This window comes from Pedobacter punctiformis (assembly GCF_027213715.1).
Taxonomy (GTDB): Bacteria; Bacteroidota; Bacteroidia; order Sphingobacteriales; family Sphingobacteriaceae; genus Pedobacter; species Pedobacter punctiformis.
The window spans coordinates 256,626-281,852 of record NZ_JAPWGM010000005.1 but is presented as its reverse complement, the minus strand read 5'-3'; the positions used below and the strand labels follow the sequence as shown (position 1 = coordinate 281,852).

Sequence of the window (25,227 nt, the reverse complement as noted above, 5' to 3'; positions counted from 1 at the left end):
AAAGATTACGGTTTAGCTATTGATTTTAGCTTTAAAAAATCGATCATCTTTTTCAAGGCAATAGCCCGGTGACTAATTTTATTTTTTTCTTCTAAATCCATCTCCGCAAAAGTAATGTCGTAACCATCCGGTTGGAAAACAGGATCATAACCAAAGCCTTTTGTACCACTTAATTCTGTACGGATTGTTCCTTCAATTACACCTTCAAACAAATGATTTTCACCATTTTGCATTAATGAAATCACTGTTTTAAACCTGGCTTTCCGGTTTTCCTTACCCTTCATTTTTTCCAAAACCAGGTTAATGTTATTCATGTTATCCCGGCTTCCCGAGTAACGGGCAGAGTAAACACCCGGCTCATTATCCAAAGCTTCAATCTCTAATCCACTGTCATCAGCAAAGCAGTCTAAACCATAATGTTCTACTACGTAGCTGCTTTTTAACCGGGCGTTACCTTCAAAAGTTTCTTTTGTTTCAGGAATATCCGTGAAACAGCCAATATCTTCCAGATTAAGCACTTCATACTTACCCTGAAGCGCGGCTCTTATTTCTTCAGTTTTATGTTGATTATTAGTAGCGAAAACCAGCTTATTCATTGGAGTGATTAATAAAATTTAATTTATGGTTTAGAGAGAATAACTTAATACTCTATAATTTTTTAAGATTTCCCCAAAGTGATTTTTTGGCATTTAAATCACCATCCAGTTGATGCAATTCGGGCGCAAAAATCATTCGGGTTGTTTCGTGTACAATAATTTCATGCTGCCAAATCAGGTCTAAATTTAAATCTGCTGTATTTACACCGAAAGCCAGCAGTAATTGCGGTTTAAAAAACTGGTGCAGTTCAATAAAATTTGTTCCGGCATAACTGGCGTAATTAAGCAAAGCAAAATCTGGTGTGGCCAGTTCAACCGCTTTTACAATTTTGCGCAGCAACTCCCTACCCTGCTCGGTGCTCACATCGTTATTTTTATCGTTAACTAAAATGAGCACTGACTTCTTATTCCCGCCTAAAAACTTAAATACTTTTTCAGCTACGGGTTCTTCTGCAACAGGTGCTTTTTCGGCATTTTCAGGGTATTCTTTAACCAGATTTGGAATTTTTTTCTCCGAAATTTGCTCATTTTCAGTATTTTGAATAGCCGGTACTTCTGGAGATCCCAAATTGGCTGCAACTTCTAAAACAGGCTCCATTTGAACCTCAGGCTGTATTTTTACGCTTTTATCGGCTACTAAAAAGACATCTTCAGTAAAAAATAAGCGTAAAGCGTTAGCATTGTTGGTAACCTGGTTTTCCATTCGTATTTTTGCGCTATAATAATTTCTGTTAAAATTAGTTAAATATCTTATAATAGCGCCGCTAATTGTTACTTTTATCCATTAAAATTTATAGAGTCTTCTGTGTGAGAAAAGCTTATTGCTTGTTTGTTCTTAGCCTGGTTTATAGCATTTCTTCTGCACAAAATGTAGCCACAATTAATGGCAAATCATTAAGCAGTAAGGAGTTTATCTGGACTTACAAAAAAAGCCATAATGGGAACGGCAATGCTGATTATAACAGCTTAAAGACCTATTTAAATTTATACATTAACTTTAAATTAAAAGTTTTAGATGCCCGCGAGATGGGTTTGGATAAAAATCCAACTTATATTGATGAGATTAAAACTTATGAAGATGCTTTAGTTACCCACAAAAAGGCAACAACGAGCAACAAGGATTTTAACTATTTAATAAACGAATACCGCGAAGGTGTTTTAATGTTTAATGTATCTGAACAGAAGATCTGGAACAAAGCCCAGGAAGATGAACAGGCCATTAACGATTTTTATACAACAAACCAACAGGATTACAATAAACCATTAGTTGACATAAGAGGAAAAGTGATTGCCGATTATCAACAGTTTTTGGAAGATAAGTGGCTTAAAAGCCTGAAGGATAAATACCAGGTTAAGGTTAATGAAAACGAATTAAGAAAGCTAACCAAGCTGTAATTTTAATCCATTAGTTAATTAAACCATTAATATTAAATTTGCAAAATATAATAACATAGAATGAAGAAAGTTTCTTTAGTAGCAATTGCTTTAATTAGCATGTTTTTTAATGGCTTCGCCCAAAAGCATAATATTGATAAAGTTGCTGCTGTAGTAGGTAATAACATCATCCTGCTATCAGATTTAAACCAACAATACACCCAATATCTTTATCAGGGCAACCCGCCGAATGCAGATATTAAATGTAGAATTTTACAAAATACCTTAACCCAGAAATTGCTTAAACAACAGGCAGAGATTGACTCTGTTATGGTAGAAGACGGACAAGTTGATGACGAGGTAAATAAACGTATGCGTTACAGCATGCAACGTGCGGGCGGACAGGAACGTTTAGAGCAATTTTTAAACAAATCTGTACTTCAGTACAAAGATGAGATCAGACCATCGGTAAAAGATGAGTTAATTGCTCAGAAAATGCAGGCTAAAATTACTGAGAACATTAACGTTACACCTATGGAAGTTGAAAAATACTTTAAAACTTTAGGAGATAGTGTTCCTGAGTTTAATACAGAGGTTGAAGTTGGTGAAATTATTTTAAATCCACAGTTAAGCAAAGCAGAAAAACAAAGATTTCATGATAAAATAGAGGCTTTACGTTTACGTGTAAAAAGTGGTGATGACTTTGGCGTTTTAGCTAAAACTTATTCTGAAGATCCTGGATCATCTGCTGATGGTGGTGATTTGGGTTTCTTTGATAGAAGCACTATGGCTAAAGAATTTACGGCCTGGGCTTTTAAATTAAAGGCAGGTGAAATTTCTCCGGTTTTTGAAACTGAATTTGGTTTCCATATTTTGCAGGTTATCGAGCGTCGCGGCGAGCAGGTACATGCCCGCCACATCTTAGTGAGGCCACAAACTACACCTGAAAGTTTAACCCGTTTAAAACTTCATGCAGATAGTATTTACAACAGAATTATCAGCAATAAATTAACTTTTGCTGCTGCTGCTAATTTATTTTCTGACGATAAAGAAACTAAATATAACGGTGGTATGATGCTTAACGCTGAAAATGTACAAGCCAGAAGTACTATTATCCCGGTTGATAAACTGGATCCTGCTGTATTTTTAGTAATCGACACCATGAAAGTTGGTGGCGTTTCTAAACCAGATTTATTCTCTTCTCCGGATGGCAAACAAGGATATCGTATTTTATATTTAAAATCTAAAATACCACCGCACAAAGCCAATATGGTTCAGGATTTTCCAAAAATCAGAGATGCCGCTCAAAGTGATAAAATTAATCGTACTTTAAGCGAGTGGTTTGAAAAACGTCGTGAAAGCACTTACATTAAAATTGACGATGAGTTTAACAACTGCAGCGAATTAAAAATCTGGACTAAAAACACAGCCGCAAAATAAAATAATGCAGTACAAGAACGAAGTAGAAGCTGTTGATGCGCTTCACCAATCTTTCAACAATATTAAAGCCGAAATAGGCAAAGTTGTAGTCGGGCAGGATGATGTCATTAAATCTGTTTTAATTGCCATTTTCAGCAACGGGCATTGCTTGTTGGTTGGCGTACCGGGTTTAGCTAAAACTTTATTGGTACAAACCGTAGCTTCTGTTCTTGATCTTAACTTTAACCGTATTCAATTCACACCTGATTTAATGCCAAGTGACATTATCGGTGCTGAAATTTTAGGAGAAGACAGGCACTTTAAATTTATAAAAGGGCCTGTCTTTTCTAATATAATCCTTGCCGATGAGATTAACCGTACCCCTCCAAAAACGCAGGCTGCTTTACTCGAAGCCATGCAGGAGAAATCGGTTACCGCCGCCGGACAAACACACATTTTGCCTAAACCATTTTTTGTTTTAGCCACGCAAAACCCCATTGAGCAGGAAGGTACTTATCCCCTGCCTGAAGCACAACTGGATCGTTTTATGTTCAATATTCAGCTCAACTATCCTGCCTTTGCAGATGAATTGAATATTGTAAAAAACACCACCAGTAACAAAAGTGTTCAGTTGCAAAAAATTATCCAGGCAGAAGATATCCAATACTTTCAGAGCCTGATTCGTGATATTCCGGTAACCGATAACGTTTTGGAATATGCAGTTAAGCTGGCCTCTAAAACCCGCCCGAACAGTGAATTTTCAACCGAAGCAGTTAACAAATATGTAAGCTGGGGCGCTGGTCCCCGTGCATCTCAGTTCCTGGTTTTAGGTGCAAAATGCCACGCAGCTATTTCCGGCAAATACGCTCCTGATATTGAGGATGTTCAAGCCGTTGCCGAACCTATTTTACGCCACCGTATCGTTCGTAATTATCGTGCAGAGGCTGAAGGATTATCCATCGAAAAGATCATTAAAGACCTTTTATAAGCCAGTAAACTCAAAAATTTGGTTTGCCATTAAGCTGAGTTATTTCATACACAAATAAGGAAACGCTCCTGATGTTAAATTTTGCAGAATCTAATTAGCGGCGAAAAGAATATATTTGTTTGACGATGATTAATTCAAACAACCTGACCGGCGCAATTGCAGCACTTTTAGAGGAATATAAAAAAGCAATTGATGAATTAATTGCAATCATCAGTCCTTTAAACCCGGCGCAGCTTACTGCTATCGTTAATCCTGATGCCCTGGATGAAGACGTAAGGTCAATACAAAATATTTTAAGTCACGTTGTTGCTTCCACCTACAGCTATACGGTTTATATAGAAAATTGGATTGGCTTACATACCGTAAGACCAAACCGATATGTTTTTGACAATGTAAAGGATTACATTGAAAAATTAAATTCAGGTTTTAGTTATTGCGAAAACTGCTTTCTTCAAAACCGGGATATTCCTTTGGAAGAATTTGATAACAATAAAAAAATCAATACCCGCTGGGGGCAGCAATATGATGTGGAACAACTGATGGAACATGCAATTGTGCATATTTTAAGACACCGGAGACAGATTCAAAATATTATAAAACGCAATCAGCCTGCCTGATTTATTTTCAATAATTTGTAATTCATTGAAAATAATTATCTTTGCAGCAAGAAATATTAAAATGCTACGTCAACTACATATTCAAACACCAGGGTTTAGCCAGTCTTATTGGCTAAAGTGTTCGGGTATGGATTTGAGTTTTCTACCGAACCATTAGCGTTTTTTCTATCCTCAAATGGGATAAGAATCCTAATTAAATAATTATCTATTTATCAATTATAAAGCTGTTTACAGCCTTATAAATTCAATTATATCCATTATGGACATATATCTAACTGTAGAAGAAAAATATCTGCAGGCAGTAGAGGAGTTAAATTACGGCGAATTGCCAAAATCACTCCAATATTTTCAGGAAATCGTTTCAGCCGATCCGGACTATGCAAGGGCACATTTTCAGCTGGGCTGCTTTTATCAATATCAGTTTAAAAATTATCAAACTGCCGGTTATCACTATAAAATGTGTGTTGAACTGGAGCCGGAATTTCCGGATGTTTACGAACATTATCTGAAGCTTTTAATCACTTTAAAAATGTACAGGCTTATTGATATTACGGCCGAAAAAGCATTGACAGTGCCTGGCGTTTCAGAAGCCCGCATTTACGAATTGCTTGGTTTAAATGCCGAAAAACTTTTCGATTATAGTAAAGCTGAAAGCTTTTTTAAGAAGGCTGAACTAACAACCGAAAGCAAAACGGATCAGGGTTTGGTACAGGAACATCTGGAAAGAGTACGCGACAAACAAAAAAGCAAAAAGAAAATGATTTATGCCTATCAGGGATAAGGGCCATGCCTTTATCCCTTAATTAACAACCAGTTCTTCTTTTCCAGCTTTATTTTTCATCCAAAATTTATAGATATAAAACTCTGCTACGGGTATCAGGAGTATAATAATTAAAGTATAAAAAGTTCCCTTAATCATCCCGTTCATCTGATCTGAAATGATCTCATCTACTTTTTCGGTGACCTTATTTTTTATACTTTTTTCTATATCGCGGGGGTCCATCGCATTTAATGCCTTAATTAAAGTATTAAACTCCTCATAACTCATATCTTTAACATCAAAAGCGCCTCTGCTGGCCACCATAAGCATTGCGTATACAGATGCAGAATAGATATCGTTTTGATACCGGGTGAAAATATAATTGGCCAGGCGGTTTTTCCCTTTATCAACGATATTAAATCCTGTATTTTTTGATGCCACATATTTATTTAAAGACAGGGTAACATCCTTAGAACCTTTTTGTACCTCTACTACCCCTTCCTGAATTTTCTGAATGAAGATTTTTCTTTTTTCGGGCGAATCGAAATTCTGACTGGCCATTTCTTCATATATGGCTGAAACAATACGGGGTTCCTCTTTCTTTATAATACTTTTTGCCGCAAACATAAAGCCCAGATGAATGGAAAAGTAAATAAAAACCGCAATACCAGCTACAACATATAATTTAACTGCCCAATTATAATATTTAGGTACCCGTTTTAAAATTTTAAACCGCCATAAAATAAGGCTATAAATTACGCCCAGTAAAAGACCTATAGAAACAAAAATAGTAATGTATAAAAACGTGGTACCCAAATGAGGAAGTATTGTTTCCTTTATAAGCTGCCACCAATCTGCCCGTTCAAAAAATTTCATATTAAGCTAAATCTAACCAAATCTATAAATTAATTTAGCAACCAATAAAATACCTTTTTAAAAAATGATTTGAGAAATCTGCAGTTCAAAACACAATAAATAAAATAAAACATTATTTTATCATGTTTGTTACTATATTTATCTAACCTTCCCTAAGTAATAAACCATAAAATTTTCTAAACCAAAAAAAGCATTTAACATGTCATTAAATTTATTAGATCAGGCAAAAAGTTATTTTAATAACGAGGTTATTAATCAGGCCAACGGAAGCCTAAATGAATCAGAATCAAGCTTATCTAAAGCGATTGAGGTCATTATTCCTACAATTGTTGGATGGATATCTGATAAGGCTCAAACTCCAGATGGGAGTGCAGCATTGATAAAAGCAGCAGGAGAACAAGAAGGCAAAGGTGTTTTAAATACGATTGGAAAGTTTCTGCATCATGAAGATGGAGCGACTTTACGCGATGAAGGTGCCTCTTTAAGCAATAGTTTGTTTGAAAACAAGCATGTAGATACGATTAAACAAATTGCCAATTATGCAGGTATTAAAGCATCAAGTGTTTCTACATTAATCAGCATGGCACTGCCAACGATTTTGGCTTTGCTGGGCAAACATTTTAAGGCCAGTGATTTTAGTGCAGACCACATTGCCGATTTCTTTACGAAACAAAAGGCCACGGCTGTAGGATTTTTACCAGCCGATTTTACTCAAACAGATATAAAAAGTACTTTTTCAGAGGCTAAAGTTATTGATCCAATTATAACACCTGAACCGCCTAAGGCTGCACCGGTAAAACATGTTGAGCCAGTGGTTACCCATGAAAGTCATCATGGTGGCCATGAAAAAAAACAAGAACGTTCAAGAGGCATTTGGGTATTACCTTTAATTGCTGTTATACTGGCGGTATTGGCTGCCTGGTGGTTTACCAGAGACAAATCTGATGGTACACATGAGCAAGGTCACGACACAACGGTTGTTCATACCGAAACCACCACTACAGAAACTACAATAAAAGGTAAACTGGATAGTAATGGTGATTTTATTTATGACGAAGGAGATTCTGTGAGCATTACTTTGCCAAATAATGCGGGTATTTTAAAGGTAGGTAAATACAGTACCGAAGCACGGTTAGTTGCCTTTTTAACAGATAATGAGGCAAAAATTGATACGGTTAAAGGCAATTGGTTTGAATTTACCAATGTTCACTTTAAGTTAAACAGCACTGAATTGACAGATCAATCTAACAATCAGTTAAAAAATATGGTGGCCATTACCAAGGCTTTCCCTGCGGCTAAATTTAAATTTGGCGGTTACACTGATAATACAGGGCCAGCTGACGCCAATATTACTTTATCTCAGAAAAGAGCAGATGCAATAGCTGTTTTAGTACAAAAACTGGGTGCAGATAAAGCCGCTTTTGAAGCTTCAAAAGGTTACGGACCTGAATTCCCGGTTGCGGATAATGAAACGCCTGAGGGACGTGCACAAAACAGAAGGGTTGCCATTAATGTAAAAGCAAAATAATTAGAAAATCTAATTGTTTAATAAAAAGGGTGATGGAATTAGTTCCCATCACCCTTTTCTATTTTATGGATTAAAATGGCTTTAAACTAGCCTTAAAGCCTTTATATTTTAAAGTTTGTTATTATATTTGGCGAAATTATCCTAACATTAATTTTAATCCAATTTATATGTCGGCACACGATACTCACGCTCCTGTTCAAGATACAAAAGGCATTTGGGCCTTACCTATGACTGCATGGGTTCTTGTTTTAGTACTGGTTTTTGCTTTTACAAGACCAAAAACTGAAGAGAAACACGAGCAAGGTCACGAAAAAACGGAAGCCCATCACTAGGCTTCTTTAGAAAGTAAAAAAGCGATGAAAATTTCATCGCTTTTTTTGTGGAACTTCTTTATCCCAGCCAGTCAGATTTTCTTTACTAATTAAGCTGTCCCATTAAATTTGGATAATCTGTTATAATTCCATCAACACCTAAACTTTTAAAATACTCAATATCTTTTAGCGTGTTTACCGTCCAGGGGATAATTTTTATACCCATTTCGTGGCATCTATCTACCAAACCCTTTCCTACTAAAACAGAATAAGGGCTATAAATGGTTGGTTTAAAACCTAATTTTTCAATATAATCTTCAAAAGGCTCTTTCTCATCAATCAATAAGGAAGTCTGAATTTTAGGATATTTTTCGTGTAAATACTGTAGGGTTCTCATATCGAAAGATTCTATAATAACACGTTTTGCTATCTTTTTCTGATTCACAATTTCCATAATCAGATCAACAAATTCAGCCGGCTCCGGATGAAACTCGTTATCGCCATTTTTGATGGTTTTGGTTTCGATGCTGTAAACGGGTTTAGCTAATTTATTTTCTTTAACATAACTTTCAACCGCATCAATGGTTTCAGAAAGCAAAGGTTTGTATGCCTTAAACTTCATTTGTCCTGGAAAACGGGAATGAACTTTACTGCCTACATCAAACTTTTTAATGTCTTCGTAATCCATTTTATAGATATTGAAGTTTTTTTGATCTTTAAAAGTGATGGCTTTCCCGTTGGGCTGAAGCGAAATTTCATTATTAAAGTAAGGTTCCTGCGATAACAGCACTTGTTTATCTTTAGAAATTACAGCATCCATTTCAAGCGTATTTACACCAAGATCCAATGCTTTTAACATCCCTTGAATGGTGTTTTCAGGCATAATACCCCGACAACCTGCTTTTCCCTGCACATCAAATTTCTGCTTTTGGGCAATAGCATTTAAATTCAATAAAAGGAGCGCAGCAATAACTAAAGTTCTATTTTTTATGGATTTCAATTTTCTCTAAATTAGTTTAACATCAGGGGCGTAATTTACAAATAAAGGCATAAAAAAAGGGCTACTTTTAAGATAGCCCCTCTTTAAAATTCACATTAAATTATCTTTCGGCCGGTACAAAAGCCTGAACAATCAGGTTCCAGCTTGCATCTGCAGCCTTTTCGTATATAAAAACGTAGTTAAAACTTTCGCGTAAATCTGTTTTATAATCAATTGTAGCTACGCCATACGTATAAGCAAAATCGCTACCCAATGATTTATCCGCTCCTGTAGTTTTCAAGTTGATTTTATCTACCATTCCGTTGTAAAAAGAAAGAATTTTTCCTTTACCATCAATGGCTTCGTTTCCAGGAAAAAGTAAACGGGCATCATTGGTTAAGAAACCACCAAAAGCCGCAATGCCATGTGTTTTTAACATCGTATTCAATGTTTTCTCAGTGGTTAATATAATTTCTTTGCTCGCCTTTAATTCCTTTTCGTTTCTAAACTTCGGTACAAAATGATCTTTTGGTTCAACAAAATTATCATTAACCTTATTTAAAGGTTTGTTACTTGATGTTCCTAAGTCTATTGCCAGTTTCCATTTGCCATTTTCAGCTTTCCAGATGGATAAGTATTGACCATATTTTTTCTCAGCGCCATCTACCTGATAAGGACCAGTGGTAAAACCAAAATCACCACTACGGGATACTTTTGCCAAATTTGGTTCCCAGGTCACATTGTTTAATCCTTTTTCCTGAGAAGCATAAAAAGTTTTAGCATTAACCGGATTTGGCCTGAAAACCAATGTATTGGCTGATGAATATTCTAAATAAGATTCTTTATCTCCATTTTTAGCAATCGATTTAGCAAAATCTTTCTCCGCGTTGACAAGGGATTTAGTTGTCCCATCACTTTTTTGAGCGAAAGCACTAACCGCTAAGGCAACTGCCACTGTTGTTGAAAATAATTTCTTCATGGTTCTGTTTTATAATATGTTTGGCGAATATAAAATTTTCTTTGATCTGTTTTTTTCAAAAGTAATTAACAAATACACAATTTATTTTTCGCGGTAAATGGTTTCAAGCACGGTTTGTCCCGTTGCCTTGAGTGTATTTTTATCAATATTGGCTAAATTATCCAGCTGGGTATGCCAGTTAATGTAAAAACCACTGTTATCATTGTAGTGAATAATATCGATGCAGGGCACGCCTGCTTTGTTTACCCAAACGTGATCGTCAACAAGTTTGCCTGAAGGAATATTTACAAAATAAGAAGCATAGCCGATTTCATTTCCAATATCCCAAACTTTTTTAACCACATCAGGAGCAGCTGTTCTGGAAATTTCATCTTGCGAAAATTGGGCATTTCCACCGCCAACCATATCCAGGTTAATGCCATACATAGCTTTGTAACCAGTTGCCGCTGCATTTTTAGCCCAGTATTGAGAGCCTAAACACCAGGTAATTTCATCAGGACTTTCATCATTGGCTTTGCCATAGTCTTCTAAATCCCAAAGCACAAAATCCACCCCTACATTAGGTTGTTTTTGCTGAATCAGACGAGCCATTTCCAATATTACCGCAACACCGCTTCCGCCATCGTTTGCAGCTTCAAATGATTTGGTATGGTTTGCCGGATCAGTATCCTGATCGGAAAACGGACGGGCATCCCAGTGTGCTGTAACTAAAACCCGGTTCTTTTTATCGGGGTTAAAACTTGCCAGAATATTTTTTAACTCAAAACTTTTTCCGTCATAAGTAGACGTTTTTCCGCCCTGAATTTTTACAATTGCGCTAAATGACTTTAATTTCTTAACCAGATAATCTGCACATTTTTGATGCGCAGCAGTCCCTGGAATTCTGGGCCCAAAATCTACCTGCGCTTTCGTGTAAGCGTAGGCGCTATCTGCATTAAAATCAGGCGAAAGCAGTTTAATCTCCTGTGTTTCAGTTGTAGCTTCTTCTGTTGTTTTCTTTGTATTCTTACAAGCCTGAAATCCAATTAAAGTGATTAAAGACAGTATTAAAAGTTTTTTATTCATCGTTATATTTTTGCTGTCCTGCTGAGGAACGAAGCATCTCATTCATAATATAGAGATGCTTCGTTCCTCAGCAGGACAAATATTAATACTTGAACATTAACAAATTTTATGCTTTGCTCCAGGTTGTACCTTCTTTACTATCTTTTAGCTGAATACCTAATTCCTGAAGCCCAATTCTGATCTTATCAGAGGTAACGTAATCTTTATTCTCTTTGGCTTCTTTTCTAAGATTGATGATCATATCCAGCACGCCATTTAAATCAGTGTTACTGCTTTCTTCATCTTTCAATCCTAAAATATCGAAAACAAAATCCTGCATCAGCTGAACCAGTTTCTGAAGTTCATCTGCCGAAATTTTGGCTTTACCATCATAAACAGTATTGATAATACGAACGGCTTCGAACAATTCAGCTATTAACACCGGGCTGTTAAAGTCGTCGTTCATGGCTTCAACACATCTTGCTTTTAATGCATCAATATCAAAGTCATTTTGTTCAGTTGGCGTTAATTTTTCTAAAAGACTAACGGCACTCATTAAACGGCGGAAACCTTTTTCTGAAGCATCCAAAGCATCATTAGAAAAATCTAAAGTACTGCGATAATGTGCCTGTAACATAAAGAATTTCACCGTCATGGGGCTGTATCCTTTTCTTAATAAAGGATGGTTTCCGGTAAACAATTCGAAAGGCAGAAAACCATTGCCTGCCGATTTTGACATTCGGGTACCGTTAACCGTAAGCATATTGGTGTGCATCCAGTATTTTGCTGGCTGGTGGTGACTGCATGCTTCTGATTGTGCAATTTCGTTGGTATGATGCGTTGCAGCTAAATCCATACCACCGCCATGAATATCAAATTCTTCGCCCAAATATTTAGCACTCATTGCAGAACATTCTATATGCCAGCCCGGGAACCCCATACCCCAGGGCGATTGCCATTGCATTAAAGTTTCTGGTTTGGCTTTTATCCAAAGTGCAAAATCTAAACGTCCACGTTTTTCGTCTTGTCCGCCAAGCTCACGGGTATTGTTCAGCATATCTTCCAGATTGCGGTTGGTTAATATGGTGTAATTATAACTTTTACTGTATTTTTCTACATCAAAATATACGTTACCATCAATTTCATAAGCATAACCGTTTGCAATGATGATTTTAATCATTTCAATTTGCTCAATAATATGGCCTGTAGCTGTAGGCTCGATGCTGGGCGGCAAAGTATTAAACATGCGCAAAACATCATGGAAACCTAAAGTATATTTTTGTACAATTTCCATGGGCTCCAATTGTTCCAGTTTGGCACGTTTTGCAAATTTATCATCGCCTTCATCACGGTCACCTTCCAAATGGCCGGCATCGGTAATATTACGCACATAGCGTACTTTAAACCCAGCATATTTAAGGTACCTGAAAATTAAATCAAAAGATATAAAGGTGCGACAGTTGCCTAAATGCACATCGCTATAAACAGTTGGACCGCAAACATACATCCCAACATTGGGTGCATTTAAGGGTTCGAAAATTTCTTTTTTACGGGATAAGGTGTTGTAAAGCTGCAAGCCTGTATTCATATTGCAAATGTAATATTTACTGTCGGAAAGTTTAATGTATGCTTAATTGTTTAGCCGGATAAGTTACTTAATTGACATTCGCTAAATCAAAATCTGCATTTTCAGGAAAAGTGTTGTGTAATAATTGCATTTAAAGATGACATAAAATATTAATGAGCTTGCCAAATGGATCTTTTGTATAAAATCTTCTGACGCCCCAGGGCTCATCAACCGGACCGTATTCAATAGGAAAACCAGCCAACTTAACCTTTTCTAAAATTTCTTCCAGATTATCTACTTCAATGGACAAATCAGGAGTTGGTGTTCCGGAGCCACCTTCTTTAGCAAAGCTAATCTGGATATCCATTTGTTGGTTATTTAAACCATAAGTTGCAATCCAGCCATGATCCATCAACAAATCCAGTCCTAAAACATCCTGATAAAAAGTTTGTGCCTTTGCTATTTCAGGCGTATCAATATCTAAAACAATTCGCTTAACCATAAAGAATTCTATTATTGTTCCGAAATTACGTTTTTAAATAAAAAATCCCGTGTGCTGCTACGGGATTCAAATCTAATCAAGCTAATTAATTTTTCAACTTTGCTTTAAAAACCTTTTCGAGCTTTTCCAGTTTAGGCAAAATCACCAATCTGCAATAAGGTGCATCACCATTTCTATTGTAGTAATTCTGATGATAATTTTCAGCTACATAAAAAGGTTTTTCCGCTTCAATAGCGGTTACCACTTTTTTACCGTAAGCATTGGTTTTATTTAATTCGGCCTTATATTTTTCGGCCAGTTGCTTTTGTTCATCATTATGGTAAAAAATAACAGAACGATATTGTGTGCCACTATCTGCCCCCTGGCGATTCAATGTTGTCGGATCATGGCTTTTCCAAAAAACTTCCAGTAAATCAGAGTAGCTGATAACCATTGGATTATAGGTAATTTGTAAAACCTCTGCATGACCAGTAAAACCTGTACAAACCTCTTCATAAGTTGGATTTGCCAGCTTCCCGCCTTCATAACCTGATTTTACTGATACCACGCCTTTTAATTTTTGGAAGATGGCTTCAGTACACCAAAAACAGCCCATTCCAAAGGTTGCCTTTTCTGTTTTTTTGCCCTGAGCATTAGCCTGGTTTAAAGCTAAAACAGCTAATAAAATTAAAATTATTTTTTTCATGTGTGTGTTATTTGTTCAGGCTTTAACTTGTATTGCTAAAAGTCTTGCCTTCTTTCCTTAATTATACGAAATAAAAACAGCTAAAGTTTTTACGCCTCTAATAATGGATTTTATATGACAATTGCAAATATTTGTTAATTTAAATTGACATGTTAATAACTTAAAATATTGTTTATCAATTTTTTAAGTTCAAAAAAAAGGCAAACACCACACTTATTAACAATTCTTTTTTAAATTCGTATTACAATAAAACATAAAAAATATGTCTACACCTTATATTCCTTGTTTAGATTTAGGCTCATACATTAATGGCACTGAAGAAGAACGCAAAAAATTTTCTGATGAACTTGGTCGTGCATTCAACGATTCAGGTTTTGTTACCATCACTAACCATGGCTTAAGTCAGGATTTGATCGACAAACTTTACGAAAATATTAAAGCGGCTTTTGCTTTACCTGTTGAAACTAAACGCAAATACGAAAAACCTGAACTTGCTGGTCAGCGTGGCTATACCAGTGCGGGTAAAGAAACTGCTAAAGGTGCAAAAACTCCGGATTTAAAAGAGTTCTGGCAAATTGGACAGGAAGTAACGGATGGCGATCCGGTAAAAGAAGAGTATCCTGACAACGAAATTTTAGAGGAACTACCGGAATTTAATAAGGTTACAGGTGATATTTACAGAAAATTGCAGGAAAACGGCACTTATCTTTTGCGTGCTATTGCTACCTACCTGGAATTACCGATCAATTATTTTGATAAACATGTACATAATGGTAATTCTATTTTAAGAGGAATTCATTATTTCCCGATTGAAAATCCTGAAACTATTCCTGACGACGCCGTACGTGCAGGTGCTCACGAGGATATTAACTTAATTACCTTATTAATTGGTGCAAGTGCAGATGGTTTAGAGGTTTTAACCCGCAGCAATGAGTGGTTGCCAATTAAAGCGCATCATACAGATATTGTGGTCAATGTTGGCGATATGCTTCAGCGTTTAACCAATAACAAATTAAGATCAACTACACACCGTGTGGTTAATCCTCCACGCGAATTAATGAAAACTTCGCGTTTCTCAGTGCCTTTCTTCCTGCATCCACGCAGCGATATGGATTTAACCAGCTTACCTTCTACCATTGATGCTGAACACCCTAAAGTGTATAGCGATATGACCGCCGGTGAATATCTTGATGAAAGATTAAGAGAAATTGGCTTAAAAAAATAAATCAGTTTTAAGTTGGCAATTTTCAGTTAACAGTTTTTAACTGCCTGCTATAAAAAATACAGCGCCGAAGAAATTTGGCGCTTTTTTATTACCTTTTAAAATGCATAAAACAGGCTTAAATATTTTTGCTGAAATTGACGGAATAGGTGCAGCATCCGGGTTATTTGTTAAAGATGATCTGTTGTACATCATTGGAGATAACAGTGGCTATTTAAATCAGTATGATATTAAAACAACTGCTTTAAGTAAAATTCAAATTCTGTCTTCAACAGACTCTACGCTATTGGAAAACATCCCCAAAACACAAAAGCCGGATTTTGAAGTTTTATGCCATTTCGAAAATACCTTGTTCATTTTGGGGTCTGGCTCTACACCTGTCCGGAATTTAATAATTGAATATGATTTAGAAACCAATAAAATTACCTCGAATGACCTTTCTGAAACCTATAACCTTTTAAAACCGGCATCTTCTATTGATGATGAAAATTTCAATATTGAAGGTGCAATTTTTACTGGCGAAGAATGGTTACTTTTTAATCGTGGCAATGGTTCCAGTTCACAAAACGGAATATTCAAAATTCCTGAAAAGCGTTTGACTCATGCTAAATCATCAAACTTCTACCCCATTATTTTGCCAAATATTAAACACATCAATTCTTCTTTTACAGATGCTACTTTTTATAAAGACGACATTTATTTTATTTCCACTGCAGAGGATACAAACTCTACATTTAACGACGGAGAAATATTAGGCAGCTTTATTGGAAGTATCAATGCAAAATCTTTAAAATTAAACTTTGCACATAAAATTTCGGGCAATCATAAATTTGAAGGCATTTCATTTTATAAAACCTCGGGTAATTCTATTGAATTTTTATTGTGCGAAGACCTGGATACAGAAGAATTGAAGACTACAATTTATAAATTGACATTGAGTCTTTAATCACTTCCTACGTTTACATTTTTGTATTTTTTATTTTATTTTCCATAAAATAATTGGCTACATTTGGCTTTAATCAACTCATTTCATTAACACATCCTGTTTAATCAAAAACAAGTATGCAATTACAGGAAAATCATCAAAGTTTATTCGATCTTTTTAATAACATTTATCCATTAAGTGCAGAGGTAAAAGAAGCAATTGTTAATAATAGCGATGTTATACAGGTTAAAAGAAAAACAAGATTACTAAACGCAGGCGAAAAAAGTAATACCATATATTTTATTGTAAAAGGAGCCGCAAGAATTTATTATTTAGACAGGCTTGGTAAAGAAACCAATACCTGGTTTTTATTTGAAAATGAACTCCTGATTTCGGTTTATAGTTTCTATACAGGTCAACCAAGTTTTGAATATATTGAAACATTGGAAGATTCTACATTAATTGCCGTTAAAAGAGAAAAACTTGACGAAATGTATTTGAATTTTATTGAGTTTAATTTTTCAGGGCGCAAATTAACGGAGTATTACCATATGCGCAATGAAATGCAAGCAAATGATTTACGAATGTTAAGTGCAAAAGAACGTTATATACAATTACTGCAACGGAGTCCTCTACTTTTTCAAAGGGTTTCATTAGGGCACATTGCTTCATATTTGGGCATCTCGCAGGAGACTTTGAGTCGTATAAGGAAGCAAAAATAATTTTTTGACTTTTGTCAAAAATCGAATGGCTTTAAACAGATATGTTTGTATAACTAAAAAGTCTATTATGATATACAAATTAAACTCTCCTCTAAAACCTAACCTTTCGTTATTTTTATTAATCCTTTTGATTATTTTGAATTCTTGTAAAAAGGACAATCTAGGCAAAGAGAAACTCTCTAACAATGAGCTTACAGCCTTAAAAGAATGGCAAAGTAAAAACTTTGATCAAAAAAGCATTTTGTTTTCAAGTATGGTTCCAAATTGGAACAATATCTATGTAAATGAATTAAAAGATAAAATTGTATATGAGGTTGATTTAACAAGTACTGATAATGCTTTTATAACTAATGGTTTTTTAAGTAAAAGTGATAAAAATAATTATTTAGCTAAAAGTAGGTTTAAGTTATTGTTATTTAAAGATTCTAAAACTGGCCAAATAACAGATGGTTATTATATGACCAGTTTATCTGATGAACCTGTACATTATACACAGGTAAATAATTTTACTGGCTATATTTATTTTTATAATAGAAAGGGCAATTTTGTAAATGGATGGATTTTTGATGCTGGTAAAGCTTTACAAGCTATTAGTCAGGGTACTGAGACAGGCTACAGAGAATCTGTAAATGCGGGGTTGAAAGAGAAAATTAACATGAACGATTTTGGTAACGGAAGAATCCAGGTGTCGGCACAGCAATTTTGTTATACTGGCCAAACTCCAATTTATGGTGAATCATGCATACAGCCAGAAGGTTCACAAGCACCAGTTTGTTCAACATACATTAAAGGTTATAATTACACCAGATTTTGCGTAGATGTAGAAATACCAACAGATGGCACTGGAGGGCTTATTCCTGACCCTAATAACCCACGTGGACAACAACCAGTTCCAGGCACATTACCGACTGCACCTGATGATGGAACTCCACCAAAAAATTACGGTACAGATCCGAATTGTTTAAATTGCCAGGTTCCCAATAGTGTTTTCGACCAACTTGTAGCTGACGCTGTAGCTTCAGGATTAACAGTGTCACCACCTAAACCCAATACTGTTCTTACTACCCCTGATGGTGTAACGTACCTTGGTACAATAACCGAGATTAGAGATGCGAGTGGCAACCTAGTTGCATCCTTTTTTACTCCAAATGCAACTGCCGGCCCATTTACTACTGGTTATCAATATAGTATAGGAAATAAAGGACCTGATGGAACAGGTAACCCTAACAACTATACTCCAATTTTTTATAGCCCTAGCGGAGAACCAATTATTTTTAACACTCCACCTCTATTAACAGGCGGTGGCGGAACTGTTACTTATGACTTTTTAGACGAATTCTACAGTGATGAAGCTATAAATGCCTCCGATATTAATCTGAATTTACCCGCTTTGGCACTTCCTGTCTTTACTTCAAATGGGTATAATATATTTACAAGCAATAGGATCCAGTCAGACACATATACTGAAAGTCACCCAGTCTCACAAAAGATTATAGCATATAACCCTTGGATTTATCGGGCTTTTATTGGAGCAAATAATACATCCGTTAAATATTTTCATTTAGTTAGTAAAGGATTAGCAGGAAAAGATGGCTATGGAAAATCAATTGGAGCTATAGGAGAAGGTCTGTTTGCCCAAAGAGTAACTACAGAATATCCAACTAGTCCAGGTGGAAACATGAGAATTGGTTATTGGGCCGGCTCAACCCATATTGATGCTCTACAAGAACATTTTCTGCCTAAAGTAGGCGGAATGTATTATGGTATAATGATAAACTACACAGATATTGATGGAAATCCAAAACAACAAAAAATGGAATATCCTGATCTAAATCATAATACTTCAATGGAAATAGGTAGAATTGCTTATGAAGTAAAAACTTTAAATGTAAATAAAAATAGTGTTGAAACTCTTTATGCAACCTTTCAGGAAGGAGTTAATCAAACAGTTCATAGAAGTAAAATAAATGGGGTAAATGCTTCTGTATTAGTATTTGATTATAATTGTTGGATGAAGTTGATGAGCTCATCATATAGACAATCGGTATTAAATACCATAAGTAATATTTATAGTATTAAAAACTCATCCAATGAACAGGTTATATTTATAAGAATAGAGAAAAATTTATGGCAAGATTCTAATAAAGCTTATTTTGATCTAATTGATAAAATAAAAGATTTATGAAACTGAAACAATTAATTTGTTTAATATTATTTAAACTTACATTTTCAACTTTTGCAATGAGTCAGGAAAACAATCAATTTCTAATGATGAATTACCATCAGTTTATCGAAACAAAAGGATTAGTAGATGGTGATAAATATGAGTCTATTTATATATTTAATGATTCCGCTTTAGTTTTTCCAGTTTTAAATGGTGAAAATTTACCTACAAATGGAGTTGCCTTTGAAATACCTTCTTGGATTAATAAATTCAAAATAGTGAAATCAATTTCTCTTATTGGATTGTATATATATGACTTGCCGAAGGAAATTTATACACTAGATCATTTAGAGGATTTAACACTATCTCTAGCTAAAAACTGCGATATTAATAAAATTGCAGAAAAGATTGGTGGAATAAAAAAATTAAAAAGAGTATTAATAAATGGCTCTGCGCTAAGCCAGGAACAATTTGAATTACTTAAAAGTAAACTTCCAAAAATTAAGCTTACTGATGGAATGGAAGATTTGAATGGATATAATTATTAATATCTGAATAATAATTCACTCTTCTAGCAGTTGATGTGTAAACATCAATTGCTTTTTTCACGGATATTGAATCTTGCTATAACACAAAAGACAATAAATTTGTATTTCATATTTTTTTTTTAAGCCTGCTTTCTTTTTGACTTTAATCAAAAACTGAGTTAAATAGAACTGGTAGTTTTGATTATACATAAAAACCAAGGCTATGAGATTTAGCTCCTTAAATCATATTAAAATTTTAATTGTACTTGTTGCATTATTATTTTTTTCATGCAATGCTGATAGAATTCCGGAAGAAAAAAACATCATTAATGACGTAACACAGCTTAACCCAATTAAAGTTAATGGTACTCTAAAACCTAAAACTTCTATAGAAATTATAAATGCAGTTAAAAATCATAATGGTCCTATATCCATTGGTGGAGGTAGATTTAGTCAAGGAGGGCAAACTGCTACTCAAAACACCTTGCAAATTGACATGCGAAAATTTAACCACATTCTTAATTTCTCAAGAGAAGAAAAAGAAATCACGGTTCAGGCAGGTATAAGATGGTGGGAATTAATTCAATTTATTGATCGATATGACTTATCGGTTAAAATTATGCAGACTTATGCAAACTTCACTGTGGGAGGTTCATTAAGCGTAAATGTACATGGACGTTATGTTGGCCAGGGGCCAATTATATCGTCTGTTAAAAGTTTTAAAATTATTTTGGCTGACGGCAGAATCTTAAATGCAAGTCGCGAGGAGAATAGAGAGATATTTTATTCAGCCATAGGTGGGTATGGAGGAATAGGTGTTATTTCGGAAGTTACGTTATTTTTAACCGATAACTGCAAGGTAGAGCTTCAAGACAGTGTTATGGATTTAAAAGAGTATAAAAACTTCTTCATGTCAAAAATCAGAAATAAGCCAAATATAATCTTTCATAACGCTGATATATATCCAAGTGATTTTGAAGAAGTACGGGCTGTTTCTTATGTTAAAACGGATAAAAATTTAACCGTTAAGGATAGACTTAAACCTAACGATGAAAACTATGCCCTGAATAGATTTGCGCTTAAAGTTGTCTCGGGGTCATTATTCGGAAAATGGATCAGGCATCATATTATTGACCCTTTACACTATACTGGAAAAGTTGTTGAATGGAGAAATTATGAAGCTACCTATGATATAAATGAATTGGAACCTTCGTCAAGAAAAAAATCAACCTATGTTTTACAAGAATACTTTATTCCGGTTGAGGGTTTTGAATCATTTTTACCAAAGATGTTAAAAATTCTGAAGGACAACAAAGTCAATGTATTAAACATTTCGATACGACACGCAAACATCGATGAAGGAACTTATCTAGCTTGGGCAAAGAAAGAGGCTTTTGCTTTTGTTATTTACTATAAACAGGGTGTTTCATTAGAGGATAAAACATGGGTAAAGAAATGGACAAGAAGTCTCATTGATGCTTCTTTAGCTGAAAACGGTTCTTATTACTTACCATATCAAATACAAGCGACAAAGTTCCAATTTGAAAGAGCATACCCTAATTATGAATTATTTTTTTCTTTGAAAAGAAAATATGACCCTGAGTATAAATTCAGAAACAAGCTTTTTGATGCCTATTATATTCCATAATTTTAATATCTACTTATAAAAATTGCAAAATAAAGAAACTCTAATTAATTGCCAAGCACCAACATAAAAAGGGTAAGATTTAGGTCTTACCCTTTTTTATTCTTTATTTTTTTGAATCATCAATTGCTTTAATCACAACATCCTGAATACGCCCTCTTACTTTTAAATCAGACAGTTTATTGGTAACTGTCGGATTTACACGGTTTGATAAAAAGATATATACCAAGCCTCTTGATGGATCTACCCAAACACAGGTTCCGGTGTAACCCGTGTGCCCATAAGTTTGTGGCGAGGCTAAATCTGAAGGATAATGTTTTGTACTATCCGGATCCCAGCGATCAAAACCTAAACCGCGACGGCTTACATTAGATTGTTTTGAGGTAAACATATCAACCGTTTGAGGTTTAAAATATTGTACACCTCCATAGGTACCCCGGTTTAAAAGCATTTGATAAAAAATAGCCATATCATTACTGCTTGCAAATAAACCTGCATGACCAGATACACCACCCGCTAAAGCAGCACCCTGATCGTGCACATAACCCACCAATAAAGTCTTTCTAAAAAACTTGTCGTCTTCTGTCGGAATAATTTGTTCGGCTTTAAATCTGTTTCTTGGTAAAAAACCTGCGGTTTGCATGCCCAATGGTTTATAAAAATTTTCATAAACATATTGATTTAATGGTTCCTCACTAATGTGCTCTACAATATCTTTCATCACGTACATGCTAATATCACTGTACACATATTGCCCACGGGTTTTAATTGGTGCATTAAGCATTTTAGGCCACATGAAATCTTTAAAGAAGCCCTTTTTGATGTAATAATTATCGGCAACTTTTGTTGGAAAAGCGGCAGAAGAATCCCTGCTGTAATCACCCGTTTTTACGTAATCATGAAAAGGGATATAAGGAATAAAACCAGCCTGATGCAACATTACCTCTCTAATTTGAATATCATTCATTGGGGTGGTGCGTGCTTTTGGAATATAAGCACTGATGTTGGTATCCAGTTTCAGCTTTGCTTCTTCAAAAAGCCTCATCACGGCGGGCGTGGTTGCTGTTATTTTTGTAACTGAAGCCAAATCGAATATATCTGTAACCTTCTCCGGCACATTATCCAAATAGGTGTGGTTTCCATAAGCTTTATTAAAGATCACTTTACCATCTTTTGCCACTAAAACTACCATTCCTGGAGCCGCTTTTTGGCTGATGGCTTCGGCAGCAATATCATCTATTTCCTTTAAGCTGTTCGAATTTAATCCTGCATCTTCAGGTACTGTATATTTCAGGCGGGTTACTGTGGTAACAAAACCTGAACCGGTTGTGTACTTACCAGAATAATTTGTGGTTAACTTATTGCTTGCTGCCATTCCGCCAAAAATATACTGAGGTACAATGGCTGCTGCATCAGCGGTATTGTCTGGTGTCCAAACAATAGGGGTTTTAAGCATATCGAAAGATTTTAAACCTACTCCATCTCCAAAAAAGGCAATCACTACCTTTTTTGTTTTGCTGATGTTATTGATAAAATTGATATACTTTGCTTTGTTTACATTTTGATTATCTACAGAAACCAAAATGGTATTGTAATATTTCAAATCGTCTTCCAGATCGTTTAAATTTAAACTATCCGGATAGGAAACTGCAGAAAATGAGGTAACCTGACTGTACTTATTGGCCAGACTATCAAATACAGAACTGTAGGCAAAGCCAAGACTTACCGATGCAATATTTTTTTTCTCTAATGCTTTTAGCGGAATTAAAGAATCCTGATTATTTAATAAAACTGTTTTTCGGGCAATTTCATTATTAACAGTTAATTTTTTTTCGTTTTGAGTGTGTTCCTGTGCGCAGGCAATCAGGCATAAAACATTAAAGAAACTTGCTGCAGCCAGGATAAACAATCTATTTCGCTTCATATACTTTTTCTCCGTTCAGGTAGGTTTTTAAAACTTTGGTTTTTAATATTTGTTGTGGTGTTGATTTTAAAATATCGGCATCTAAAATAACAAAATCGGCAAATTTACCTGCTTCCAAACTACCTTTTTCTTTTTCTTCAAAGTTAGCTTTGGCTGCCCAAATTGTCATTCCTCTTAATGCTTCTTCAGGTGTAAGGGCATTTTCTATTTGAAAACCGCCCTGAGGAAAACCTTTTGCATCTGCTCTTACCGTTGCTGCATAAAACGTTAATAATGGATTAATGTTTTCTACCGGAAAATCTGTTCCCAGTGGAATCCATCCGTTTTGCTTTAATAATTGTTTATAGGCATAGGCATCTTTCAATCGTTGTGTACCCAGGCGCTGTCCCGCCCAATACATATCGGATGTAGCATGCGTAGGTTGTACCGAAGGAATAATGCTTGCTTTTCCAAATAAATTAAAATCGTTGTGGTTAATAACCTGTGCATGTTCAATGCGCCAGCGCTTATCATTTTTACCTTTTAAAACTCGATTATAGATATTGAGCATCACCCGGTTTGCTGAATCTCCGATGGCATGTGTACACATTTGAAAATTATGCTCCGCAATTTTAGCGGCCACTTCTTCAAAATGTTTCTGATCGCTTAACAGAAAACCACTTTTACCGGGCATATCACTATAAGGTTGCAAAAGACATGCCCCACGTGACCCCAAAGCGCCATCTGCATAAACCTTAAACGCCCTTACATTAAGGCGATCGGTTTTAATTGCACCCCGTTTAAACAAATAGTCATAATTGGGCGCTGCATCAGAAAGCATTACATACAACCGCATTTTTAATTTATGGTCTGCCTGTAGTTTTTCTATGAAATCCACCGCTTCAAATCCCAGTCCACAATCATCTATCGTGGTTAAACCAGCGGCAAAACAATTTCTTTGTGCATCCAGTAATATTTTTTCAGCCTGTTTTGCATCAGGAGAAGGGATTTTCTTTTCTACTAAAGCAACTGCATTATCAATTAAAACACCGGTTAGTTTACCATTTTTGGTTAACATATCACCTCCGGTTAATTTCTCTGCCTGTTTAATTCCGGCTTCGTCCAATGCCTTCTGGTTGGCAATAGCAGCATGCCCATCGATACGGTTTAAAAATACCGGACGATCCGGGAATAATTGAGTTAACTGTTCATTGGTTGGGAAAGATTTATCAGCCCAGTCATTTTGGTCCCAACCATTGCCAATTAACCAGCCATCAGGATGTGTTTTTGCAAAAGCAACTAAACGCTGGCAAACTTCTTCCCACGATTTAGTTTCCCTTAAATCTGCGGTTTGTAAGCTTTGCCCATAACCAAAAAAGTGAGCGTGTGCATCTATAAATCCGGGATATACGATTTTTCCTGTTGCATCTATTTCCTCTGTCGCAGCATATTGCTTTCTGATCTCTTCACTTTTACCCAGTGCTAAAATTTTTCCATCTTTTACAGCAAAAGCTTCAACAGTGTCAAAATTTGAATTTACGGTATACACTTTGGCATTGTAAACAATTACATCAGCTTGTTTTTTATTGCAAGACGATAAAAAAACGACAAAAACTATTGCGTAGAGTAAGGTTTTCATGTGGATAAAGATAGAAAATTGAATTCATTTCGCTTTGTAAATTCAGTCTTACAGAAAGGGCAGATTAACAGCAAAGGTAGCAGCATAAACATGTTTTGTTGCTTAATAGTAGTTGCCAATATAAACCAGCCCTAAATAATAAACCAGATTGTAGCGGCAGCTCCCGATCCTTTATCGGGACTATAGCGGAAAGCGGGACCATTTGAACCAAAAGAACAGAAACCTGATTTTCTAAAAAAGATTTGATTTTATCTG

24 protein-coding genes are annotated in these 25,227 nt (G+C 35.4%); 13 read left to right on the top strand and 11 right to left on the bottom strand.

Annotation, left to right across the window (positions count from 1 at the left end; genetic code table 11):
- Positions 1–5 precede the first annotated feature (5 nt).
- Entirely contained in the window at positions 6–596 is a 591-nt protein-coding gene (locus O0955_RS15150; RefSeq protein WP_269428401.1) for a non-canonical purine NTP diphosphatase, read from the bottom strand.
- 52 nt (positions 597–648) lie between these two features.
- Positions 649–1,299: a hypothetical protein gene (locus tag O0955_RS15145; protein ID WP_269428400.1), complete on the bottom strand. Its 651-nt coding sequence runs from the start codon at positions 1,297–1,299 to the stop codon at positions 649–651.
- A 122-nt stretch (positions 1,300–1,421) separates the two neighbouring features.
- On the opposite strand from O0955_RS15145, the gene O0955_RS15140 reads away from it, so the two are divergent.
- The 5 genes from O0955_RS15140 (at position 1,422) to O0955_RS15120 (ending at position 5,775) form a co-directional block, all read left to right on the top strand.
- On the top strand, positions 1,422–1,991 hold the full coding sequence (locus O0955_RS15140; RefSeq protein ID WP_269428399.1) for a hypothetical protein: 570 nt from the start codon (positions 1,422–1,424) through the stop codon (positions 1,989–1,991).
- Positions 1,992–2,051: 60 nt separating this feature from the next.
- On the top strand, positions 2,052–3,410 hold the full coding sequence (locus tag O0955_RS15135) for a peptidylprolyl isomerase (RefSeq protein ID WP_269428398.1): 1,359 nt from the start codon (positions 2,052–2,054) through the stop codon (positions 3,408–3,410).
- Between the two features lie 4 nt (positions 3,411–3,414).
- A complete protein-coding gene (locus O0955_RS15130) occupies positions 3,415–4,377 on the top strand; it encodes an AAA family ATPase (RefSeq protein WP_269428397.1) in 963 nt (320 codons plus the stop codon).
- 125 nt (positions 4,378–4,502) lie between these two features.
- Positions 4,503–4,994, top strand: coding sequence for a DinB family protein (locus O0955_RS15125; protein ID WP_269428396.1), 492 nt, complete (start codon positions 4,503–4,505; stop codon positions 4,992–4,994).
- Positions 4,995–5,253: 259 nt separating this feature from the next.
- A complete protein-coding gene (locus O0955_RS15120; RefSeq protein WP_269428395.1) occupies positions 5,254–5,775 on the top strand; it encodes a hypothetical protein in 522 nt (173 codons plus the stop codon).
- 18 nt (positions 5,776–5,793) lie between these two features.
- On the opposite strand, the gene O0955_RS15115 is transcribed toward O0955_RS15120, so the two are convergent.
- A complete protein-coding gene (locus tag O0955_RS15115) occupies positions 5,794–6,630 on the bottom strand; it encodes a hypothetical protein (protein WP_269428394.1) in 837 nt (278 codons plus the stop codon).
- A gap of 199 nt (positions 6,631–6,829) precedes the next feature.
- Here O0955_RS15115 and O0955_RS15110 point away from each other — a divergent pair, with 199 nt between their 5' ends.
- Positions 6,830–8,158, top strand: a complete 1,329-nt coding sequence (locus O0955_RS15110) for an OmpA family protein (RefSeq protein WP_269428393.1) — start codon at positions 6,830–6,832, stop codon at positions 8,156–8,158.
- A 167-nt stretch (positions 8,159–8,325) separates the two neighbouring features.
- A complete protein-coding gene (locus tag O0955_RS15105; RefSeq protein WP_269428392.1) occupies positions 8,326–8,490 on the top strand; it encodes a hypothetical protein in 165 nt (54 codons plus the stop codon).
- Between the two features lie 85 nt (positions 8,491–8,575).
- Here O0955_RS15105 and O0955_RS15100 read toward each other — a convergent pair whose 3' ends face one another.
- The 6 genes from O0955_RS15100 to msrA form a co-directional block, all read right to left on the bottom strand.
- Positions 8,576–9,469 (bottom strand): glycerophosphodiester phosphodiesterase family protein, encoded by an 894-nt coding sequence (locus O0955_RS15100; protein WP_269428391.1) that lies wholly within the window; start codon positions 9,467–9,469, stop codon positions 8,576–8,578.
- Positions 9,470–9,569: 100 nt separating this feature from the next.
- On the bottom strand, positions 9,570–10,427 hold the full coding sequence (locus O0955_RS15095) for a nuclear transport factor 2 family protein (RefSeq protein ID WP_269428390.1): 858 nt from the start codon (positions 10,425–10,427) through the stop codon (positions 9,570–9,572).
- A gap of 81 nt (positions 10,428–10,508) precedes the next feature.
- Positions 10,509–11,492 (bottom strand): M28 family peptidase, encoded by a 984-nt coding sequence (locus O0955_RS15090; protein WP_269428389.1) that lies wholly within the window; start codon positions 11,490–11,492, stop codon positions 10,509–10,511.
- 106 nt (positions 11,493–11,598) lie between these two features.
- Positions 11,599–13,059 (bottom strand): cysteine--tRNA ligase, encoded by a 1,461-nt coding sequence (gene cysS, locus O0955_RS15085; RefSeq protein WP_269428388.1) that lies wholly within the window; start codon positions 13,057–13,059, stop codon positions 11,599–11,601.
- Between the two features lie 130 nt (positions 13,060–13,189).
- Positions 13,190–13,540, bottom strand: coding sequence for a VOC family protein (locus tag O0955_RS15080; protein ID WP_269428387.1), 351 nt, complete (start codon positions 13,538–13,540; stop codon positions 13,190–13,192).
- Positions 13,541–13,625: 85 nt separating this feature from the next.
- A complete protein-coding gene (gene msrA / locus O0955_RS15075) occupies positions 13,626–14,225 on the bottom strand; it encodes a peptide-methionine (S)-S-oxide reductase MsrA (protein WP_269428386.1) in 600 nt (199 codons plus the stop codon).
- A 262-nt stretch (positions 14,226–14,487) separates the two neighbouring features.
- Between msrA and O0955_RS15070 the strand changes: the two genes are divergently transcribed.
- From O0955_RS15070 to O0955_RS15045, 6 genes are all read left to right on the top strand, one after another.
- On the top strand, positions 14,488–15,450 hold the full coding sequence (locus tag O0955_RS15070; protein WP_269428385.1) for an isopenicillin N synthase family dioxygenase: 963 nt from the start codon (positions 14,488–14,490) through the stop codon (positions 15,448–15,450).
- A gap of 100 nt (positions 15,451–15,550) precedes the next feature.
- Positions 15,551–16,393: a DUF6929 family protein gene (locus tag O0955_RS15065; protein ID WP_269428384.1), complete on the top strand. Its 843-nt coding sequence runs from the start codon at positions 15,551–15,553 to the stop codon at positions 16,391–16,393.
- A 116-nt stretch (positions 16,394–16,509) separates the two neighbouring features.
- The gene (locus O0955_RS15060) at positions 16,510–17,094 is read left to right on the top strand and encodes a Crp/Fnr family transcriptional regulator (protein WP_269428383.1); all 585 of its coding nucleotides are present in this window, start codon (positions 16,510–16,512) and stop codon (positions 17,092–17,094) included.
- 67 nt (positions 17,095–17,161) lie between these two features.
- On the top strand, positions 17,162–19,279 hold the full coding sequence (locus O0955_RS15055) for a hypothetical protein (protein ID WP_269428382.1): 2,118 nt from the start codon (positions 17,162–17,164) through the stop codon (positions 19,277–19,279).
- Positions 19,276–19,806, top strand: a complete 531-nt coding sequence (locus tag O0955_RS15050) for a hypothetical protein (protein ID WP_269428381.1) — start codon at positions 19,276–19,278, stop codon at positions 19,804–19,806. Before O0955_RS15055 ends, O0955_RS15050 begins: the two co-directional genes overlap by 4 nt.
- Before the next feature lie 202 nt (positions 19,807–20,008).
- The gene (locus O0955_RS15045) at positions 20,009–21,433 is read left to right on the top strand and encodes an FAD-binding oxidoreductase (protein ID WP_269428380.1); all 1,425 of its coding nucleotides are present in this window, start codon (positions 20,009–20,011) and stop codon (positions 21,431–21,433) included.
- A 103-nt stretch (positions 21,434–21,536) separates the two neighbouring features.
- On the opposite strand, the gene O0955_RS15040 is transcribed toward O0955_RS15045, so the two are convergent.
- Both O0955_RS15040 and O0955_RS15035 read right to left on the bottom strand, forming a co-directional pair.
- Entirely contained in the window at positions 21,537–23,354 is a 1,818-nt protein-coding gene (locus O0955_RS15040; protein WP_269428379.1) for a serine hydrolase domain-containing protein, read from the bottom strand.
- Positions 23,341–24,972 (bottom strand): amidohydrolase, encoded by a 1,632-nt coding sequence (locus tag O0955_RS15035; protein ID WP_269428378.1) that lies wholly within the window; start codon positions 24,970–24,972, stop codon positions 23,341–23,343. Before O0955_RS15035 ends, O0955_RS15040 begins: the two co-directional genes overlap by 14 nt.
- Positions 24,973–25,227 lie beyond the last annotated feature (255 nt).

Coding starts and splice junctions, on each gene's coding strand:
- cysS (WP_269428388.1), bottom strand. CDS start 13,059: ATGAATACAGGCTTGCAGCTTTACAACACCTTATCCCGTAAAAAAGAA.
- O0955_RS15150 (WP_269428401.1), bottom strand. CDS start 596: ATGAATAAGCTGGTTTTCGCTACTAATAATCAACATAAAACTGAAGAA.
- O0955_RS15145 (WP_269428400.1), bottom strand. CDS start 1,299: ATGGAAAACCAGGTTACCAACAATGCTAACGCTTTACGCTTATTTTTT.
- O0955_RS15070 (WP_269428385.1), top strand. CDS start 14,488: ATGTCTACACCTTATATTCCTTGTTTAGATTTAGGCTCATACATTAAT.
- O0955_RS15090 (WP_269428389.1), bottom strand. CDS start 11,492: ATGAATAAAAAACTTTTAATACTGTCTTTAATCACTTTAATTGGATTT.
- O0955_RS15080 (WP_269428387.1), bottom strand. CDS start 13,540: ATGGTTAAGCGAATTGTTTTAGATATTGATACGCCTGAAATAGCAAAG.
- O0955_RS15045 (WP_269428380.1), top strand. CDS start 20,009: ATGAGATTTAGCTCCTTAAATCATATTAAAATTTTAATTGTACTTGTT.
- O0955_RS15105 (WP_269428392.1), top strand. CDS start 8,326: ATGTCGGCACACGATACTCACGCTCCTGTTCAAGATACAAAAGGCATT.
- O0955_RS15035 (WP_269428378.1), bottom strand. CDS start 24,972: ATGAAAACCTTACTCTACGCAATAGTTTTTGTCGTTTTTTTATCGTCT.
- O0955_RS15060 (WP_269428383.1), top strand. CDS start 16,510: ATGCAATTACAGGAAAATCATCAAAGTTTATTCGATCTTTTTAATAAC.
- O0955_RS15135 (WP_269428398.1), top strand. CDS start 2,052: ATGAAGAAAGTTTCTTTAGTAGCAATTGCTTTAATTAGCATGTTTTTT.
- O0955_RS15050 (WP_269428381.1), top strand. CDS start 19,276: ATGAAACTGAAACAATTAATTTGTTTAATATTATTTAAACTTACATTT.
- O0955_RS15040 (WP_269428379.1), bottom strand. CDS start 23,354: ATGAAGCGAAATAGATTGTTTATCCTGGCTGCAGCAAGTTTCTTTAAT.
- O0955_RS15065 (WP_269428384.1), top strand. CDS start 15,551: ATGCATAAAACAGGCTTAAATATTTTTGCTGAAATTGACGGAATAGGT.
- O0955_RS15125 (WP_269428396.1), top strand. CDS start 4,503: ATGATTAATTCAAACAACCTGACCGGCGCAATTGCAGCACTTTTAGAG.
- O0955_RS15120 (WP_269428395.1), top strand. CDS start 5,254: ATGGACATATATCTAACTGTAGAAGAAAAATATCTGCAGGCAGTAGAG.
- O0955_RS15110 (WP_269428393.1), top strand. CDS start 6,830: ATGTCATTAAATTTATTAGATCAGGCAAAAAGTTATTTTAATAACGAG.
- O0955_RS15095 (WP_269428390.1), bottom strand. CDS start 10,427: ATGAAGAAATTATTTTCAACAACAGTGGCAGTTGCCTTAGCGGTTAGT.
- msrA (WP_269428386.1), bottom strand. CDS start 14,225: ATGAAAAAAATAATTTTAATTTTATTAGCTGTTTTAGCTTTAAACCAG.
- O0955_RS15055 (WP_269428382.1), top strand. CDS start 17,162: ATGATATACAAATTAAACTCTCCTCTAAAACCTAACCTTTCGTTATTT.
- O0955_RS15130 (WP_269428397.1), top strand. CDS start 3,415: ATGCAGTACAAGAACGAAGTAGAAGCTGTTGATGCGCTTCACCAATCT.
- O0955_RS15115 (WP_269428394.1), bottom strand. CDS start 6,630: ATGAAATTTTTTGAACGGGCAGATTGGTGGCAGCTTATAAAGGAAACA.